A 19,041-nucleotide genomic window follows, 5' to 3' on the forward strand; every position below is an offset into this window, starting at 1 on the left:
CATAGTAATACTGAACGTACTTTTTTATATAAATTTACAAATCAAATTATATCATTAAATTAAAAAGAAACTGGATTACTCCAGTTTCCTCATTAACTTTTAACTCTTAATTTTTCAAAGATTGTCCACTATTTATCATCAACTGTCCAATAAAACAACCATTTATTATACTTTATAATTGTCTAAGCTATCTTTAAAATATGTTGCTATTTTATCAAATTCATTTATGCTTTCTGTAAGCTTTTTAATCTCTTCAGAGTATACATTAACATTAGCACTTACTTCTTGTGATGACGCAGAGTTTTCTTCTGCTATAGCAGCTAAGGATTCTATATTATCATACATACTCGCTATAGAACCTGCCTGTGAATCTAATTTTTCTATTGTTTTAATCATTGCTTTTGAAACGGTTTTAACAGATGTTGTAGACTCCTTGCTTACATCTCTTATTAATTGTAATCCTTCAGTCTCTTTTTGAAGGACTTCATACTGACTATCTATATTCATTACAAGTCCACCAATATCTTCTACAAATTGAACTAAGTTAGTATTTATCTCTTGTACTGCATCCTTAGTTTGCTCTGCTAGTTTTCTTACTTCCTCTGCAACTACAGCAAATCCTTTTCCTTGCTCTCCTGCCCTTGCAGCTTCTATAGAAGCATTTAAAGCTAATAAATTTGTCATATCTGATATCTGTGCTACTATGGAAACAATATTTGTTATGTCTTTAGCTTTGTCACCAAGTTGAGTTCCCTTTGTTTTTACTTCTTGGAACCCTTCTAATGTAGCTAGAATGTTTTTACTAGTATTTTCAATTTTTAAATAACTGCTATTTATTTTGCCTATAGTTAATTCTAGTTCTTCCTTATTTTCATTTTCATTATTAACTATTGCTTTTAAACCATTAATATTGTCATTTAAAACTTGTGCTGCAGTTTCTGTACTATTAGCTTGATCTACAGATGTATTTGCAACTTGATTAACTACTTCTACAATATCACCAGAAGTTCTATACATATTATCTGATATATTACCTAACTTTTGAGCAAAACTACCCATTTCATCAGTTATTCCCTTTAATCCAATAAAGTCGCTTTTTATTCCTTTAACATGTTTGTCTATTCTATCATATAAATATTCAAATTCGTCATTTGTAACTATTTTACTATCCTCTACAAACTTCTTATTATTTAAGTTTTCCATAACTTCATTTATATGATTCATTGGTCTTAATAAACTCTTCACACCAACAAAACTCACAATACCACTTATAAAAGAAATTAATAAATTTTTTAGTATACCGCTAAAACCTAATATAGGTAAATTTATTAAAAACATAATTACAAATGTAAATAAGCCTACTTTTGATGCAACGCTTTTTAGGAATCCTAAAGATAAAACATTATTTATAAAATATTTCTTTTTATACTTTATATCTTCCTGAAATGTTATTTTAACTTGCATTGTATTATCTTTAGTTTCTATAATATCAAAATCTGCTTTTTCCTTAAAGTACATAAAACTTCCTTCTAACATACCTAAGAAATAATCAAACATCTTTCTTTTAGATGAATACGTAATTATAGCTTCCTTATTTGATATTGCTTCTATATTAACTATTGGAGGATTAGCTCCTGGTATTTTCTTAGTCATAACCAAATGAATATCATAAAGCGATTTTAAAAATGAGTACGTATTATCGCTTTTAAAAAATGTTGGAAGTTCTTCTGCAAAAGAATATACATTGTCATGACCAATTTTTGACCATAATTCCTTCTCACTTATATTTTTTTCTCTAGTAACATAATGTATAAATTTTTCTATTTTTTCATCATTTACATCCTCTGCTGGCGAAAAAACTTTTGTAGCATCAAACCCTACATGAACCATTGCATCATCTACAAAGCTATCACCATAAAGTTTTCTGCAAGTTTTAAACCAAGCACTTACAGCTGTTCCCTTCACTGAAAATTCCCCCTTTACTTATACCATTTAATATATAAATTAAATTAATTCTCTATTTTACTAAGTTACAATAAAAATAAAACTCTACACCTCTTTCTGTATTTTTAGCTCCATATTTAAAATTGTGCATATTAAGTATATTCTTAACTATAGAAAGTCCTAAACCATTTCCGCCTAACTTTCTAGTTCTTGATTTATCAACTTTGTAAAATTTATGCCAAATATTTTCTAACTGTTCATCACTTAATGGATCACAAGTATTTTCAAAAGATACCCTTATAAAATCTTTATCATTTTCAATAGCTATAAATATATTACCATGTTTTTTTGTATATCTTATGGCATTAGTTATAAAGTTTATAACTACCTGTTCCATCCTAAACTTATCAGCACATATTATTGGGTTTAAACAATATCGTTCTATTATCTTTATGTTTTTTTCATTTATTTCATTTGATAATGCCCTTAAATTACTAGATATCATTTCACCTAAATTAAATTCTTCGAAATTAAGATCAATAACTTTACTTTCTAGTGCTGACAATTCTAGCATATCTTTAACCAAGTTACTCATTCTATTAGTTTCATCTATAATTATATCTAAAGATTCTTTTTGATCCTCTTCGCTAAATATACCATCTTTTATGCCCTCAGCATATCCTTGTATAATAGTTATCGGAGTTTTTAACTCATGTGATGCTGCAGCTACGAAATCTTTTCTTATTTTTTCTAATTGACGTTCTTTTTCTATTTCCTTTTGTAACCTAACATTTGTCTGTTGAAGCGATGTTAAAGCACTAGTTAAGTTATAGGATAGAAAGTTTAATGTAGTTGCTAAATTACCTATTTCATCCTCTGATTCATACTCACATCTTTCTGTAAAATCTAATGTGCTCATTTTTTTAGCTTTATCATTTATGTTTTTTAATGGATTAGTTATCATATTAGAATACACATATGAAAGTATTAATATTATAAATATGGCAACAACATAAAAATACTTATAAAACTCTTCTATAACACTTATACCTTCACTTATCGGCAACATAGAAGTAGTAGCTACAATTAAATTGCTTTCATCTAATGTAACACATACAAGCTCTTTATTTTCGCTATAATCACTTTCAACACTAAACACAGCTATGTTATTTGATACAAGCTTTTGCATTAGAGATTTATTATTTCTAATTTCATTTACTATCTCCATTATATGTTTAGATCTGCTATTTCTTTCATCAACAACTTCTATATTCATAGCTATGCTAAATCCAGGTTTATACTCCACAATGCCTATATAGGTGTTATATTCCTCTTCACATTCCTTCATTAACTCTAAAATCTCATCATAACTTTCACTCTTATTGTATTTTTGAATAAATTTTGCAGTAACACTTTTTATTTCTTGACTCTTCTTATTAAAATACATATTCTCAAAAAATATTCTTTGAACTATAAGGGTAAAACTTAAAAATAGTATAAATATTACCATAGTTATAAAAAACAATTTCTTAGATATACTTTTGTTTATACTATCTAAATATCTATATATCTTGTTTCTCATCTTTTACCTCGAATTTATATCCAAATCCCCTTACTGTTTGAATGTATTTTGCTTTATCATTTATTTTTTCTCTTAACCTTTTAACACTAGTATCTACTACTCTAAAGTCACCCATAAAGTTATATCCCCAAACACCATTTAGTATTTGTTCTCTAGATAACACTATATCTTTATTTTTCACAAAATACATAAGTAGTGAAAATTCTGTTGGTGTTAAAGATACATCTTCGTTATCCACAATAACATTATGAGATTTCTCATTTATACACAAACCATTAAATTCATACACATCTTCATCTTTATTATCGTATCCATAAGTCCTTTTCATTAGTGCATTTATCTTTGCTACTAATATTTTAGGACTAAATGGCTTAGTTTCATAATTATCAACACCTATTCCAAATGCTAATAACTTATCTTCTTCTTCACCTTTTGCACTTAACATTATAACTGGCATATTGTACTCTTTTCTAAGTATCTTAAGAGTTTCAAAGCCATCCATCACCGGCATCATTATATCTAATAAAATTAAATCTACTTCATTACTTTTAACTTTGTTTATAGCATCAACGCCGTTACTTGCTTGTAGTATATTATAATTCTCTTTAGATAAATATGCAGCTAACAACCTTCTTATATTTTCTTCATCATCTACAATTAATATAGTTTTATTCTTCATATTAACCACCTGATTTTAAAACTTTAATTCATAAAAGTAATCAGGTTATTCACCTACCCTTCTCTATGTTATAAAAATTCAATCCAACTTTTTAACTTACATAATAAATATTTTACTATCAAATATAGAAAAACAAGCTTAAACTTAAATTTCTTTTATCAGTTAAGAAAAAATAAGTACAACTATAGTTAGTTAACAGTTAATAATTAAGAGTTAATAGTTTAGGATGAAAGTGGATACAACTTTCTTTTTAATCTATAAATATAATTTGCTTTGAAAATTTATAAAAAGATACGTTGAGAATTACTAGAAACGAAGTGAGTAGTAATAACCATAACTATTCACTCTTAACTCTTAACTAGAAAAATCCCCTCAACTATTTACTCTTAACTAAAATAGGCTGTCAACTATCACTATAATATTAAACTTAAATATTTCTTGAACTCCTATATTTTTAACTTTCTATATTTGAAATTCTCCGTTACTTTATATTTTGCCACTTAATTATGTCTATTCTGTATTAATTTTATAATATATGTTTTCCTATATATTATAATAATATCAATTAGGCATATGAAAAGAAATAAAAAACTTAAATTTTTTCCCAATATATGTATAAAAAAATAACTAGCCCATTTTAAATTGGCTAGTTATTTTAGATTCAATATTTTTTTAAAATTCCCCTTAACATTATTTAACAGGATAATCTATTGTAGGAACATCTAATGATCTTCCAATTATAAATGTTGGTGGAACAAATATTCCCATTTCTCTTGCAACAGATTCAACCTCATTATCATTTATTCCCATAGAACTTCTAAGTTCTGCAATTTTTGTTACTCCAACATATATATTAGATATTTGATACCATGTTGAATAATCTACTACACCTGTTTGTGGTAAATTAAAAATCTTTTGAAAGGTTTTTACTGCATCTGCAGTTGATTGACCATAAACTCCGTCTACGGCCACCTTTGGAATTAGTGGATAATTATCCCCTATTCTATTTAAAAAAGTTTGAATTGTTGTAACAGGATCTCCTGAACTACCTATTTGTAATGTAAAACCTGGATAGGATTTAGGTATGCCAGAAACCTTTGGTGCTTTTTCTATATCTATGTCAGGTCCATAAAAACTTGTCAATATTTCATAAGGGGTTTTCCCTTGGTCACCTAAATATTTACTTCCCCATTGTGTTAACCATCCAGGACATTTGACTCTTTCACCATCACAATATTGAGTTAATAATGGTTGTTTTGCTCCTCTTCTCTTTACATAGCTTGTAAATATTTCATCCACTATCCTACTTATATTATCAAAAACATTTCTACCATAAGTAAAAGCATGATCAAAGGCAGTTGAATTGGTTATTGTAAAATTATATCCCTTACCGGTATACCACTCTGTGAAAATTCTGTTTAATGTAAAAGATAGTATACAATATACATTAGACCTTATTGTATTTTCTGACCAAGTTGAATATATCTCAGAACTTGCAACATTTTTAATATAATCTTTAAATGGAACTCTATAACTTGGTGCACCAGTATTAGTAGGTACACCAGCATGAACAATAACAAACTCTGGAACCACTACTTCATCTAAAACAACAAACCCACCACCAGGACTCTTAGGTAATGGTTTTTCTGGTGCCTCTGGTATTTTTGGTGGAAATGTGCCAAAAAGCCTATTATCAGGAACATCTATAGTTCTAAGTTCACCCATTTCCCTTGACTCAGAGGGACTTCCTAACAGCTCAATATTTTGTATAGCTGTTGACTCTGGCAATATCTGTGCATTTCTAATTTCTACCGGTTCAAATCCAGGTGCCTCTGCCCTAACATCCCATAAACTATATGGCATTTCTGTATACTCTGGTCGTTGACTTAACTCTATAGGTGGCGTATTAACATCTACTGTTTCTGTTTGGCCAACACTATTTGTTGTTAATTCTACTCTTTTATTTTCATCTTCTGATGGATTCATAATTATTCTTACATCTTTTAATGGTACAAAAGTATCTTTTTTATATACATTAACTAAAATTCTACCTATATCAGCCATAAAATACTCCTTTTAAAAACTAATTCATTATATCTTATGTGCTAAAATGTAAATTGTTTACTATTTGTGCAATTAACTTTAAATTAATGGCTATTTTTATTTTCATAAATATTTATAAACATATTTCTTAATTTTAAAGTTAGCTTTTCATTCATAAAATAAAAAAGTGGTTAACTCAGTTTCATCATCAATTTTTTATTAACCACTTTATCAATCAATTTTTTCTTTTTTACATTAAATCTATATAATTAAAATTATATTTTAACCTATTAATTATATGCTCTGTAATATATACCTCAACTTCTTCAGACATTAATACTACTTTTTCATTATATTGTAATTCACTATTTCTTGCTTCATTTACATCAAGTTCCCTAATTGAATCAAATATCCCTTCTAAATCTAAAATTCCAAATCCCCATTCTCTATTAGGATAAACATCTCCTTTTCTTTTTCTAGTTCCTCTTATAATATAAGCTTTCGCTTTCTGAGCATACATCTTAGGGTCATTTCCTTGAACAATAGCCCACTGATAAAAAAGTGTCATTGCACCGGTTAGGACAGCCCCTGCTACACTAGACCCTGTTAAAGTTACAATGTTTCCTCCTGGAGATGTTGCCTGTATATCTACCCCACCTGCAGTAACCTCAGGTTTTATTGCTTCTTCTCTAGTAAATCCTCTACCTGATTGAATTGCCGAACTATTTGTTGTTTGATTATAAAAAGATGTACTTATAGCTGCATTACTAGTTGAGGGTATTGTAAGCGTTACATATGGGTCTGGATTTAAAAACTTAGTTGTAGTTCCAAGCAATTCTCTTTGATATATCCATGCATCAAAAGTTCCAAAAACTACGTAGTCGGAATAAACTTTTATCTGCCAAATTCCAACTTTAATATCTCTTATTAGTATATTTATATTTTCATTTCCACTATAATCATTAGGATAATCATATTCTACTGTTATTGTACTACCCTCAAATACTAATTTAATTTCTCTAGTTTTTTTGATTTTAGCTGGAATCCTCTCAATTACTTCTCCACTAGGGGATACAAGTCCAACAGAAACTTTATCTGGTTTGCTACACCATATAGTTATAGCTAAGTCTTTTTGGTTTCTATCTACAGCAATTTCCATTGTCTTCTCTTCTCCGGCTCTTTCAAATTTTCCTCTATAATGAGTTTCACTATTTCCTTCATTACCACAACTTGTAATAAAAAGTATACCGCTTTGGCTTACAAAAATGTCTATATACCTCTCTACTACTGAAGATCCATCATGCCCTCCAAAATTACTAGCAAGTGGAATATATATAATTAATGGCTTATTGTATCTTTCTTTAACTTCAAATAAATACCTTATAGCCAGCATTATGTCTGTAGTTTGATACATTGGATACTTTCCTCTTTGTAATCCATTCACCATCAAATTCTTTTCTGATGCTTCATCTAACTTTACAATTACAAATTCACAATTAGGTGCAGCACCTACAATTCCGTTATATCCTCTCCCTCCAATTATGCCTGCCATTGAAGTTCCATGTCCATATTCATCCCTACTATTTACTATTTTATAAGGGTCTTCATTGTTTTTATATGCTTTTATTGCTTCATTAATTTCATCTCTATTATAAACTGTTCCATAGTGAAAACCTGGAGGTGGTGTTAAATCCTCTACTGTTTGATCCCATATTTCAAGTATTCGGGTTTTTCCATCCTCCGTCATGAATTCTTTGTTTAAATAATCAATTCCAGTATCTATAATTCCTACTACAACTCCATCACCTTTTAAATTTAAGTAAGGATTATTATGATATTTAGTTATATTTGCAGCTTCTAACGGTGATATATAACTTAAAGTAAATATTCTATTTACTTCATAATTTACTATATTAGGTACTTTTTCTAAAACCTCTGGTAAGTAACCTACTTTTACACCTAATATTGCATATATAGGATTTATTATAATTGCACAAGCATAGTCTTTATCTGCAAGAGCACCAGTTAAATCTCCATAATATTCTATTACATATGATTCAAACTCATCTAGTAAATACTGTTCACCACATTCCTCTGTTGTTTGAGTTAAAATGAAATCTTCTTTGATTCTATTTATTCTCATTACCTACCTCCATAAGAATTGAATCTTTTTTTAATTTAACTTATGTCTTAACCTTACTCATTTTTATTTTCCTTATTTACTGATTCAGGTACTAAAAACTCTTCAAATTCTGATGGTATAGAAAAAAATAAATTACTATCTTTAATACTTCTCATATTTTCAAATACTTGTCTAAAATCTAAAACTCCATATCCTACTTCCCTGTTAGGATATATAACCTGTGGAATTTGTTTAGTTCCTCTTATTAAATATGTCTTCACCTTTGGTGTATACATATATACATCATTCCTCTTTACGATACCCCATTCTAAAATAAGAGCTACTGCACCTGCAAGAACTGCTGTAGCTGCGCTTGAACCTGTAACAATTTTTGTACCTCCCCCTACAGTGGTAGTTAAAACTTCAAATCCCCCTATACATAATTCTGGTTTTATCCTACCATCTCGAGTAAACCCTCTCCCTGACGATGCAATTAAAGTACCTTTTTCTTGGTTATAATATGCTGTTGTTATTATGTTATTTCCATTACCAGGAGATGTTATAGTTGTATATGGATCTGGATTTAAAAATTTTGTTTCAGGATCTAAAAGCGCCCTTTGATATATCCATAAATCATAATTTCCATTTATTATGAAATCTCCTATTATTCTAAATTGCCAAATTCCTGGGCTTACATCAAACATTCTAACTAGAATAAATTCATTTCCAGATGAAGTTTCCGCTACGAAATACTCTATAGTTACTCTAGTTTTTTCATATACAAACCTTATTTCATCTAATGTTTGCAATTTAACAGGTATTTTAGAAATAGATTCTCCACTAGGTGAAGTTATACCAATAGAAAGTTTATCTGGGGATGTGCCCCAAATAAATACACTTATTCCCTTTTGATTTGGTCCTACTTGTAATTCTACATTACTAATATCACCGGTTTTAGCTAACTTACCACTAGCATGAGTTTCCGTATCACCTTGATTTCCTGTTCCTGCTACGGTTATAACTCCTCTATCAGTAGCATATCTATCTATGAATCTTTCTACCACTGTAGTTCCATCGTGTGCCCCAGCATTGCTTTCCATGGGAATACATATAACTAATGGTGCATCTACTTTTTCGTGAAAATCTAATAGATATTTTATTGATAAAGCTATAGATGTGCTACTATAAATATTATCTCCTTTATCAAATACAGCATTTTCTGCTAAAGTATTTTCATCAGATCTTAATGTTTTGACTATTAAAAATTCACAATCTGGCGCAGCTCCCAATACTCCATTTTTTCCTCTAGCTCCAACTATTCCAGCAACCTCCGTTCCATGTCCAACCTGATCTTTTTCTGGAACTATCTTATATGGATCTTCACCATTTTTACTTGCTTGTATTGCCCTATCAATCTGTTCCCTAGTATATTCACTACCATAATAAAATCCCTCTGGCGCAGTACCTGATTGATCCTCTTGATCCCATATAGCTACTATCCTTGTTTTTCCATCCTCTGTCATAAATTCTTCATTCAAATAATCAATACCAGTATCTATTATTCCAACAATTACCCCTGTTCCTTTTAAACTTAAGAACTCATTAGTATGAAATGTATTTATATTAGCTACTTCAAGTGGTGAAATTGTTGCTAATGTATAAAGATTATTAGGTTCAACATGTGTAATAGTCTTACTCCTATCTAAAACCTCATCTGCTTTCTCTAATTCCACTATTAGTATTGCATAGCTTGGTGTTAATACAAAGATACATGCATTGGGTATATTCTTAAATTCAGCTTCTATGTCTCCAGAATACTCTACAAGAAATATATCATAATCTAATTGATTATATAATTTTTCACATTTGAATAATTTATCTGGAATTTCATCTTTAATATTTTTACTAAGATTATTTATTAAATTCTCATTAGGATTTATTTCTCTATTATTTTTTTTCATAATTCCCCCTCTTAACGGCTCTTCATTAAGCCAAATTTCTAAAGCATTTCTTAAACATAATGTTCCATATCCCCATGTGGCATTAGGATATACTTCAGTTTTTCTTACTACCCTTGCTCCCTTTAACAAATAATATTTTAATCTTTGTCCATATAAGTATGGGTCTCTTCCTTTTACAAACCCCCATTCCATAAGCAATGCTGCAGCACCTGAAACTGATGGCGCTGCAACTGATGTACCTGTTAGCGCATCAAAGCCACCACCAGGTATAGGTCCTTCTACATCTATTCCTGGTGCTACTAAACTAGGTTTTACAATTTCAGCCCCTTCTCTTCCTCTACCTGAAAATGGTGATATATCTCCTATTGCACTGTTATAACTTCCGACAGTTATAACATCTTCAACAGTTCCTGGTATACCTACAGTGTTAAAGACCGTTGGTCTTGTAAATCTTGTTTTATCATTTAAAGCCTCACTTATAGGCAGCCATATATCTATATCTGTAATTTCATCACTTTCTCTATAAACTACAAGTGACCAAACACCTTCTAACAATTCATTACCTTGAGCTACTAGTGTTACCAAAATTTCTCCTGAAATATTAAAAGGTAATGGTCCTGTATAGTATACATAGTAATATGTTCCTCTTAAATTTCCTTCTACAAAGCCTCTTGTTAAATCTATTCTAGGTGTTATACTTCCATCTGGTGATCTAATGCTAATACTTATATCAGTTAAAAACCTTTTGTATATCCTTAATATTATTCCAACTTCTCCTTTGTCCACATTGAAAGATATTTCTTTTGACTCCCCTTCTATAAGTTCCCTTGCATGATGCCCTTTATTTCCTTCATTACCAGCGGCAACACAAAATGTTATCCGCTCTAATGTGCATACTGTTGATATATATTTTTCAAACAAAGACCTTCCATCATGAGCACCATCATTTGTACTAAAGCTTAAATTTATTACTAACGGTTTATTTAACTCCTTTGATTTATCTACTAAAAATTTAATTCCACGCATTACCTGACTACTCTTTGTAAAGCCGCCAGTAGCTTCACCTGTAAGTTTAACCATTGCAATAGAACTTTCTGGAGCTACACCATAGTATTTAGTTGGAATTTTACCTCCTGCGCAAGCCACTCCTGCAACATGTGTTCCATGGCCTACTCTGTCTTGATGTGGTACAATGTTGTATGGATTAGGAGATTTTATTGCTTCATCAATTTGTGCTTTATTATATACCTGTTTTAACTGCAAATCATATATATAATCAATTCTTGATAGCCCTTCTTCATTTCTAAATGCTTGATGCATAAAATCTATTCCACTATCTATGAATCCTACTAAGACCCCATTTCCACTTAACCCATAAGTGCTTCTTACATCAGTTATACAAGATGCTCTGTTTGTAGTTTCACTATTATAATAAAGATTTTTAGGTAATTCTATATATTGTATCTCTTTTATACTACCTATTTTTTCCAGTTCGCTAAATTTAATTGTTATTATTCCAAATCCATATCCTAAGTTCTCGAAGGTAGCACCTAACGCTTCTACCTGTCTTCTAACTGCCTCTACTTCTTCACCATAAAGTACTATTATCTCTATATTTTCATCTATACTATATTTATATTTTTGAGATAGTTTTCCCATTAAAGCTCTTGGTATGCTTAAAAATAAATTATAAATCCCTTCATTCCTAGCCATATAAATTTCACTCCAAAAGTATTACTCAATTAATATTTTATGATTGAAAGTGCAAAAAAAGTATCCATAAAAAATTATGAATACTTTTTAGATAAAATATGAATTCTTTTTAGGCATATGAGAAGAAATAAGAAGTCAAAGAGTTGAAAAACACTTGTTATGAAACATGGAGATAAAACCTAGTAATAGTGGGGCTATGTCTGGATTTTACCGACAAAGTATTCATGACAAATAGGTTAGAATACTGGTTTGTTATTTGTCTTAGCTAAAATTACTTGTAATTTGCCTAAATTTCAAACTCAACTCTATTTAATTTAGCAATAACTTTTATATCTTTATGTGATACAGTCTCTGTTTTTAGTGAATTTTTGTTACTTATTAAAAGTAATTTATTATTATCTAATCTTTTTATCTGTCTTATGACTCTAGTATCATTATAATCTATAAGACAAATAGCATTATTCTCTATCTCATTTGTTAAGTTTGCAAAAGCAACATCATCTTTACAAATTCTGAAACCCATCAAATCATCATTTTCTATTTTAATAAATAAAACTTTTTCTGGATTAAAACCTTCAACCTTTTTAGATATTACAGGTAATTGTTTAGTCCCTACAGTTTTGTTTAAATCATAGCCATATATACCTATTGTTTTTATAACAGAACCAAAAGCATCATTCCATACATCATTTACCTTTTCTGGAGCTTTAGCTTTAGGTGCTGGTTGACTCTTTTCTTCTTCATAAGCTATATTTTGAAACATACTACTCATGTTTTGTACACTACCACCTAATACCTTGCCTATACGTTCCATAAATTTTTCATTTATTACTTTTTTTCCACTTTCAATTTCATTAATAAAACCTTCAGAAACACCAAGTTTTTTACCTAGTTGTTTTTGACTCATTCCTTTAGCATTTCTAGCGTCTCTGATGCTATCTCCTACTTTACTCATAACTATTCCCTTTCTTTTTACATGTTAATATATAATATTTATTTAGAAAATCTTTTTTTCTCTTCTATTAAATGTTCTAATAAAAATTTAAAACTCCAATTTATAGACACTGGCGTTATAGCTGCTAGTATTGGTTTGTCTTCTAAATTATTTCTAACAGCCTTTATGGCATTTTGTAATGAACTATTTGCTAATCCATTAAATATAATAACCTTTTCCTTTGGTAATTCTTCTACACCTTCATTACCCTCATTACCTAAAATTATTTCTTTCATTTTAAACTTTGCCATACCATCTTTAATAACTATACATTCTTTTGAAACTTTGTTTTTAAATACTTCATTTAATTTGTCTATTTCCTCATTAGTTAAACCATATGTTATCAATAACTTATCATTTAAATCACTCATAAATTTTATTAGCTAAACCTACTAAATCATTTTAAGTAGTATTCCCACAAATTTTAATCTTTCTATTTTGTGAGATAGCTAATGCTCTCCTTTCATACCATACTTTATTTTAGTTAAAAGCTTATTTTAGTTAAGAGCTTATTTTAGTTAAGAGTTAAGAGTGAATAGTTAACTATTAATTTTTAACTCTTAACTAAATAATTAACCGTTTAAGTAATTGAAAATTGACAATAGCTATAAAATCCTTACTGGCTATTGTCAATCACTTAAACTCTATTAATTATTGTATTTTTTCTGGTTCGTCATATTCTACACCAAAAGTTTCAACAGTAACTTCTTTCATAACCTGATCTTCTTTTGGTTTATCCATATAGTTTGTTGGAACTGAAACTATTTCATTTGCAACATCTAAACCTTCAGTAAGTTTTCCAAATGCAGCATATTGACCATCAAGATGTGGTGAATCAGCAACCATTACGAAGAATTGACATCCTGCTGAATCTAAAACAACTGTTCTTGCCATTGATAATACACCAGGAGTATGTTTTAAATCATTCTTAAAGTTATTTGCTCTAAACTCTCCTTTTATACTATAACCAGGATTTCCTGCACCTGTTTTTTCTGGACATCCACCTTGAATCATGAATCCTGGGATTACTCTATGGAATATAAGACCATTATAAAATCCCTTTTTTATAAGACTTATAAAGTTTTTAACTGTATTCGGTGCTATCTCTGGATATAACTCTGCTTTCATTACTTTTCCATTTGCCATTTTTATTGTTACTATAGGATTTTGCATTTATTTATCGCTCCTTTAAACATTGTATTTTTTAGATATTATAACATATTTGAACTACTGTCCTAAAGAAAATACATGAAAAAAATCCATTTTATATTATTATTCACCACAACAAATATAATTATAGGTTTTTTAAAGATTTTTAGGCGCAAAATCTAATAAAAGATTTTACGCCTAAATTTTTATTTACTCTTTACTTTTTTTATCGTTATTCTTATCTTCATCTTCGCTTTTTTCCTTATTTCCTTCTTCTATTTTATTTTCTAATATCTTATCTGCATATTCAGTAAGTTTTTCATAATTCATTGTTCCATCAGAATTAGTTATATCTTTCAAATTAATATCTACACCTAAGAATCTTTTCAATAAAATTTGTACAATCACTAAAAAAATTCCTTGTAGTGTGGCTAAAACCGTTGCCTTTTTACTATTATTCTCATCAAGTTTTTCCATCATATTTTTATCTACTTCAACTACTAAAGTCCAATTAAGTTCTTCATCTATAGGAAAATACGTTCCATAAACTATTTGTCCCCTATAGTCTTTATATGGTGTGTACCTAGAATAATCAATATTTAATTTAACACGATCTATATCAATTTTTTCTTTTCCTATAGCTCCAGGTATATATTTAGATTCAGTTAAAAACATACCTTTTTCATTCACTATATAAGCCTCTGAATATTCATCTAATCTACATCTTTTCATTATATCATTTAGTTCTTTTATATTTATTCTGATAAAAATTACACCTGATATTTTCTTATTTTCATCTACTATAGGGTTGTACATATCCACTTTGTACTCCCCCTCGTTAAATATAGTTTCCACTTGAAATTGACCAGTATTTAAAGCGTTATTTATTGCTTCTGAATTTGAAAAAACATCTGGATTATCAACATACCCATAAACTATTTTTTTTTCTTTATTTAAAACTACTATATTATCATAGCGTTGTTTACTTGCTGTAATAAAGTTCATTTGTTTCATTATTTTCTTCTCATCCATATCACTAAGTCCATCTGCCAATGAATATAACTTAATTTCATAATATACCTGATCTATAACATCTTGTACCGTCTGCGATAAATCTTTGCCAGTGCCATATATATTATTTATTATCATTTCATTATTTTTTTCTAAATTATCCTTATTTACTTTTAAAAATCCTGCCATGGAAAAGATTATAGAGAATAAAGTTATGATAATAACGCTTATTACAAATCTATTTTTAGGTTTTTTAGATCTTTTAATACAAATCATTATAATTCTTCTTCATACGAATTAACCGTTAATGCTAAGCTTTTATCATACTTTATAAATTCTATAATTAATGATGCACCTGGCAGCACAATAAAGTAATCTTTATCAAGTATATTAGTATTTTTATCTACCTTAGTTTTATAAAATAATAAATCATAATCAAAGTTTTTATCTTCACCATCTATAGAATCTTCTAAATTACAACCATAAATTTTTACCTCATTTTTTTCTTTAGCATTTTTAACAATAATATCATTTATAATATATATGCTGTTACTATTTTTAGGATTGATAATATTTATTTTATTGGAATCCTCTTTCATCTTAAGCTCAATAAAACTATTAAATTCATTCTCATCCTTTGCTTTTTCCATCTTAAATACTTTCATTTCATACTACCCACCTTATTTCTTTAAAGTAGTTCTACTTAAAGCTATTCATTTATCAAGTTAGAAACGTAAAGTTAATACTAAACATATTTTAAAATTTACTTTCTATAAAAAAATCTAAGCAAACAATTTCTCAAAGTTCTACCTCCATCACAAGAGAGACTTTGTTAGTTAAAAGTTAATAGTTAATAGTTGCGGTTATTACTAGTCACTTTGTTCATAGTAATACTAAACGTATCTTTTTTTAATCTACAAAATTAAAACTTCTAAGAAAGCAATTCCCCTAGTGTTGGCTCCATCACAAATAGGACAGGCACGATAAATTTATTTACTTCGCTTAAAATTAGATGCTCTCTTAGCTTTGCACTTCTTAGTTAATAAATCGAAGCCAGTCCCAAACAATTTTTCAGAAAGTGGCTACCACTTTCATCCTAAATTCTTAATTCATAATTTTTAATCCTTAATTTTTTTAATTGTCAAATGTCAATTGTCCATTGTCGATTTTTTTAAAATTTTCCATATTCAAAAAAAGTGAGTACATACTCAAAAAAATTAAAATTTGAGCTGATTTCACTTTTTACTATATAATTAACTTATGAAATAAAGGGGTATGTTGTTAAAGTATTTTACTAATAAATACGTTTTTATTAGTTGAAATTTCTAATTTTTATATTAAAAAGCCTAAATTTTACTTATTTGATTGTATAAGTAAAATTTAGGCTTTTAATTAAGAATTAAGTAATCTGTAACTAAGCTCTATCATCTCTTTTTTATTTAATGAATTATATATTTCTACTATCCCTTTTTCACTTTGTGGGTTTTTCATATTTCTAATAGTTAATAAACGTTCTAACTGTTTAGCAGTACCTAAACTTCCATCTATTATGTCCACATCTTTTCCTACAAATTCTACAATCTTATCTTTTATAAATGGATAATGGGTACAACCGAGAACTATTGCTCCTAAATTTTCGTTGCTTAAATTCTCTAATTTTTCTTTTAAATAATTATGTATTTCTATACCATCTATATTGCCCGTTTCTATTAACTCTGCTAATCCACCACAAGGAAGCGGCTTTATATCTGCTACTTTTTTATATTTTTCTTGTAACTTTGCAAACTTTTTCTCTACTAATGTTATCGGCGTCGCCATTATAACAATTTGGCCTTGTTTTTTTAATTCTACTGCTGGCTTTAAAGCTGGCTCTATACCTATAATTGGAATAGATTTATATTCTTTTCTCAAATCTTCTACAGCTACACTTGTTGCTGTATTACAGGCTATAACTATTGCTTTAACATTTTTACTTAATAAAAACTTTATAGCATCAAAAGTCAATCTTTTTATTTCACTATATTCTTTTGTTCCATATGGAGCATTTGCCGAGTCTCCATAATATATAAAGTTTTCATTAGGTAAAATCTTTAAAGTTTCTTTTAAAACACTAAGACCACCAACACCTGAATCAAAAAATCCTATACAATCTCCCTTACTTAAATTCACTACTTTCACCACCCAAATATATTTGTCTTATTATTTATTTAATTATACCTTAATTCTCATGAACCTAAACATAATAAAGTTTAATAAAATTTTAAACATAATTCTTAGTTACTATACATTTTTTCTCATTTTTATATATAAAAAAATATATCACATTAATTATAAATAATAAAGAATCTTATTTTAAAACTAAAATAACTAGCTATTTATTTTTCACAGCTAGTTATTTTTCAATATAATTATTTACAAATTTCTTCTAATTTTTCTTTTATATATTCTGTTATTTCTTTCTCTCCAATACAAGTCCTATCATCCATTATAGGTGGCTTTACTCTAAAGAAATTTATTATTAATTTATTATCAGAAATTATATATTCATCTGAATGTAATGGTGCAAATATAACTTCAACTTCTTCAAATTTACTTCCTTTTATTTGTGATGTTAAAGAATCTAGATTTAACTGCTTAACAGGAGCTGCCATCGCATTAGTATATTCCAAATCTTCCATCATCCACATATTATTATTCCAGAATTTTTTTTCTTTTTTGTTTCCTACAAATGGCTCTCTATTTTTTATAGAACTTAGTGCTCTTCTCACTGACTCTGAATTAAATTCATCATCATAAGCTACACTTAATGCTGTCATTTCTGATACATCATAGAAAAAGCTCTCTGGTATGTTATCCTTTTCACTAGCAGCCTGCCAAAAATATAGCATTGCTTCCACAGCTTCAAGGTTTAACTTAATCCTTTGTAACATATTCAAAACTCCCCTTATATTTATTTACATACTTAATATGCATTTTTTATACTAAAGTTTCCATCTATTACATTATACAATAATTGACTTAAAATAAGTAAGAATATTTTAAATATTTTGTTTTAAATAAAAAAATATGCCCGAAGGCATATTTTTAATTTAAGTTATATTCAGTTTTCTTAGTCTCTACTAATTTAGCAGATGATTTTTTAACTAAATCACCTTTTTTATAATCTAATATGTTTTTACTTATTATAACATCCATAAAATTTGAAACTTCTTCATCAGTTATATCATCCTTTACATTTTTCAATGTAACATTATTTTTATTTCCTTCCTCTGTTATAAACGTCATAACTAAATCCTTCTCCATGAAAACCCCTCCTAAATATAAAACACTATAAATTGAAATTTATGGTGACTATTATTTTAAAATTCCTAAATAATATAGAAAAATCTAACCTTTTAGACTCTATATTAAGTGTAACTATTTTAGAAAATAAATTTTTCACCAGGGAAGATACTTTGTTTATACCATCTCCCCTCCCCATACTAACCTAAAAGATAACCTTTCTCCTCTTTAACAACCTCTTGAATTTCTCCAGCTAAAAGGTTGTCCACTTCTGTTGCCAATTCATATAATTCTTCATCTGTTGCAGATACTTTAATTTTTGAGAGTTTTTGTGATTTTAAAATGTCCTTTCCGTCATTATCTACACCTACCTTACAAATTAAGTTAATGGCTTTACTTGTTTTAACATTAGTTACTGCCATGTTTATCAACCCCTTTCACTTTATATATATACAAAAACGGCTACCAGTTCACAGCAAATTTAAATATTTTGTAAATATTTCGGAACTCCGTCCATTTAATGCATATATACAAGGTGAACATATTATTTTTTATTTAAAG

15 protein-coding genes are annotated in these 19,041 nt (G+C 28.5%); all 15 read right to left on the reverse strand.

What is annotated here, in order from left to right; all coding sequences use genetic code 11:
• Positions 1-165: 165 nt before the first annotated feature.
• A complete protein-coding gene (locus tag CSGHG_RS16625) occupies positions 166-1,965 on the reverse strand; it encodes a heme NO-binding domain-containing protein (protein ID WP_010297915.1) in 1,800 nt (599 codons plus the stop codon).
• A 52-nt stretch (positions 1,966-2,017) separates the two neighbouring features.
• Positions 2,018-3,526 carry a sensor histidine kinase gene (locus tag CSGHG_RS16630; RefSeq protein WP_010297920.1) on the reverse strand — a complete coding sequence of 503 codons (1,509 nt, stop codon included), beginning with the start codon at positions 3,524-3,526 and terminating at the stop codon, positions 2,018-2,020.
• Positions 3,507-4,205, reverse strand: a complete 699-nt coding sequence (locus tag CSGHG_RS16635) for a response regulator transcription factor (protein WP_010297922.1) — start codon at positions 4,203-4,205, stop codon at positions 3,507-3,509. Before CSGHG_RS16635 ends, CSGHG_RS16630 begins: the two co-directional genes overlap by 20 nt.
• A 690-nt stretch (positions 4,206-4,895) precedes the next feature.
• Positions 4,896-6,269 (reverse strand): peptidoglycan-binding domain-containing protein, encoded by a 1,374-nt coding sequence (locus CSGHG_RS16640; RefSeq protein ID WP_010297924.1) that lies wholly within the window; start codon positions 6,267-6,269, stop codon positions 4,896-4,898.
• A gap of 229 nt (positions 6,270-6,498) precedes the next feature.
• Positions 6,499-8,391 (reverse strand): S8 family peptidase, encoded by a 1,893-nt coding sequence (locus CSGHG_RS21235; RefSeq protein WP_010297926.1) that lies wholly within the window; start codon positions 8,389-8,391, stop codon positions 6,499-6,501.
• A gap of 53 nt (positions 8,392-8,444) precedes the next feature.
• Positions 8,445-12,044 (reverse strand): S8 family peptidase, encoded by a 3,600-nt coding sequence (locus tag CSGHG_RS21240; protein WP_010297928.1) that lies wholly within the window; start codon positions 12,042-12,044, stop codon positions 8,445-8,447.
• Between the two features lie 286 nt (positions 12,045-12,330).
• Complete coding sequence (locus CSGHG_RS16655; protein ID WP_010297930.1) at positions 12,331-12,999, reverse strand: helix-turn-helix domain-containing protein; 669 nt, start codon at positions 12,997-12,999, stop codon at positions 12,331-12,333.
• Positions 13,000-13,037: 38 nt separating this feature from the next.
• Positions 13,038-13,409, reverse strand: a complete 372-nt coding sequence (locus CSGHG_RS16660; protein ID WP_010297932.1) for a DUF3783 domain-containing protein — start codon at positions 13,407-13,409, stop codon at positions 13,038-13,040.
• A 280-nt stretch (positions 13,410-13,689) separates the two neighbouring features.
• Positions 13,690-14,211, reverse strand: coding sequence for a peptidylprolyl isomerase (locus tag CSGHG_RS16665; protein WP_010297934.1), 522 nt, complete (start codon positions 14,209-14,211; stop codon positions 13,690-13,692).
• A gap of 186 nt (positions 14,212-14,397) precedes the next feature.
• Positions 14,398-15,474, reverse strand: a complete 1,077-nt coding sequence (locus CSGHG_RS16670; RefSeq protein WP_010297936.1) for a cache domain-containing protein — start codon at positions 15,472-15,474, stop codon at positions 14,398-14,400.
• Positions 15,474-15,863: a hypothetical protein gene (locus CSGHG_RS16675; protein WP_010297939.1), complete on the reverse strand. Its 390-nt coding sequence runs from the start codon at positions 15,861-15,863 to the stop codon at positions 15,474-15,476. Before CSGHG_RS16675 ends, CSGHG_RS16670 begins: the two co-directional genes overlap by 1 nt.
• 727 nt (positions 15,864-16,590) lie before the next feature.
• Positions 16,591-17,367 carry a glutamate racemase gene (gene murI / locus CSGHG_RS16680; RefSeq protein WP_010297944.1) on the reverse strand — a complete coding sequence of 259 codons (777 nt, stop codon included), beginning with the start codon at positions 17,365-17,367 and terminating at the stop codon, positions 16,591-16,593.
• A 239-nt stretch (positions 17,368-17,606) separates the two neighbouring features.
• Entirely contained in the window at positions 17,607-18,128 is a 522-nt protein-coding gene (locus tag CSGHG_RS16685; protein WP_010297947.1) for a TDE2712 family protein, read from the reverse strand.
• A gap of 154 nt (positions 18,129-18,282) precedes the next feature.
• A complete protein-coding gene (locus CSGHG_RS16690; protein ID WP_010297949.1) occupies positions 18,283-18,501 on the reverse strand; it encodes a DUF2922 domain-containing protein in 219 nt (72 codons plus the stop codon).
• Positions 18,502-18,680: 179 nt separating this feature from the next.
• A complete protein-coding gene (locus CSGHG_RS16700) occupies positions 18,681-18,902 on the reverse strand; it encodes a DUF1659 domain-containing protein (RefSeq protein ID WP_010297952.1) in 222 nt (73 codons plus the stop codon).
• Between the last annotated feature and the right edge of the window lie 139 nt (positions 18,903-19,041).

Origin of the sequence: Clostridium senegalense JC122 (genome assembly GCF_000285575.1) — a bacterium.
Lineage (GTDB): Bacteria > Bacillota > Clostridia > Clostridiales > Clostridiaceae > Clostridium_J > Clostridium_J senegalense.

Excerpts from the sequence above, each read along its gene's own strand:
- CSGHG_RS16630 (WP_010297920.1), bottom strand. The coding sequence starts at position 3,526 with ATGAGAAACAAGATATATAGATATTTAGATAGTATAAACAAAAGTATA.
- CSGHG_RS16700 (WP_010297952.1), bottom strand. The coding sequence starts at position 18,902 with ATGGCAGTAACTAATGTTAAAACAAGTAAAGCCATTAACTTAATTTGT.
- CSGHG_RS16665 (WP_010297934.1), bottom strand. The coding sequence starts at position 14,211 with ATGCAAAATCCTATAGTAACAATAAAAATGGCAAATGGAAAAGTAATG.
- CSGHG_RS21240 (WP_010297928.1), bottom strand. The coding sequence starts at position 12,044 with ATGGCTAGGAATGAAGGGATTTATAATTTATTTTTAAGCATACCAAGA.
- CSGHG_RS16685 (WP_010297947.1), bottom strand. The coding sequence starts at position 18,128 with ATGTTACAAAGGATTAAGTTAAACCTTGAAGCTGTGGAAGCAATGCTA.
- CSGHG_RS16670 (WP_010297936.1), bottom strand. The coding sequence starts at position 15,474 with ATGATTTGTATTAAAAGATCTAAAAAACCTAAAAATAGATTTGTAATA.
- CSGHG_RS16640 (WP_010297924.1), bottom strand. The coding sequence starts at position 6,269 with ATGGCTGATATAGGTAGAATTTTAGTTAATGTATATAAAAAAGATACT.
- CSGHG_RS16690 (WP_010297949.1), bottom strand. The coding sequence starts at position 18,501 with ATGGAGAAGGATTTAGTTATGACGTTTATAACAGAGGAAGGAAATAAA.
- CSGHG_RS16635 (WP_010297922.1), bottom strand. The coding sequence starts at position 4,205 with ATGAAGAATAAAACTATATTAATTGTAGATGATGAAGAAAATATAAGA.
- CSGHG_RS16660 (WP_010297932.1), bottom strand. The coding sequence starts at position 13,409 with ATGAGTGATTTAAATGATAAGTTATTGATAACATATGGTTTAACTAAT.
- CSGHG_RS16655 (WP_010297930.1), bottom strand. The coding sequence starts at position 12,999 with ATGAGTAAAGTAGGAGATAGCATCAGAGACGCTAGAAATGCTAAAGGA.
- CSGHG_RS16675 (WP_010297939.1), bottom strand. The coding sequence starts at position 15,863 with ATGAAAGTATTTAAGATGGAAAAAGCAAAGGATGAGAATGAATTTAAT.
- CSGHG_RS21235 (WP_010297926.1), bottom strand. The coding sequence starts at position 8,391 with ATGAGAATAAATAGAATCAAAGAAGATTTCATTTTAACTCAAACAACA.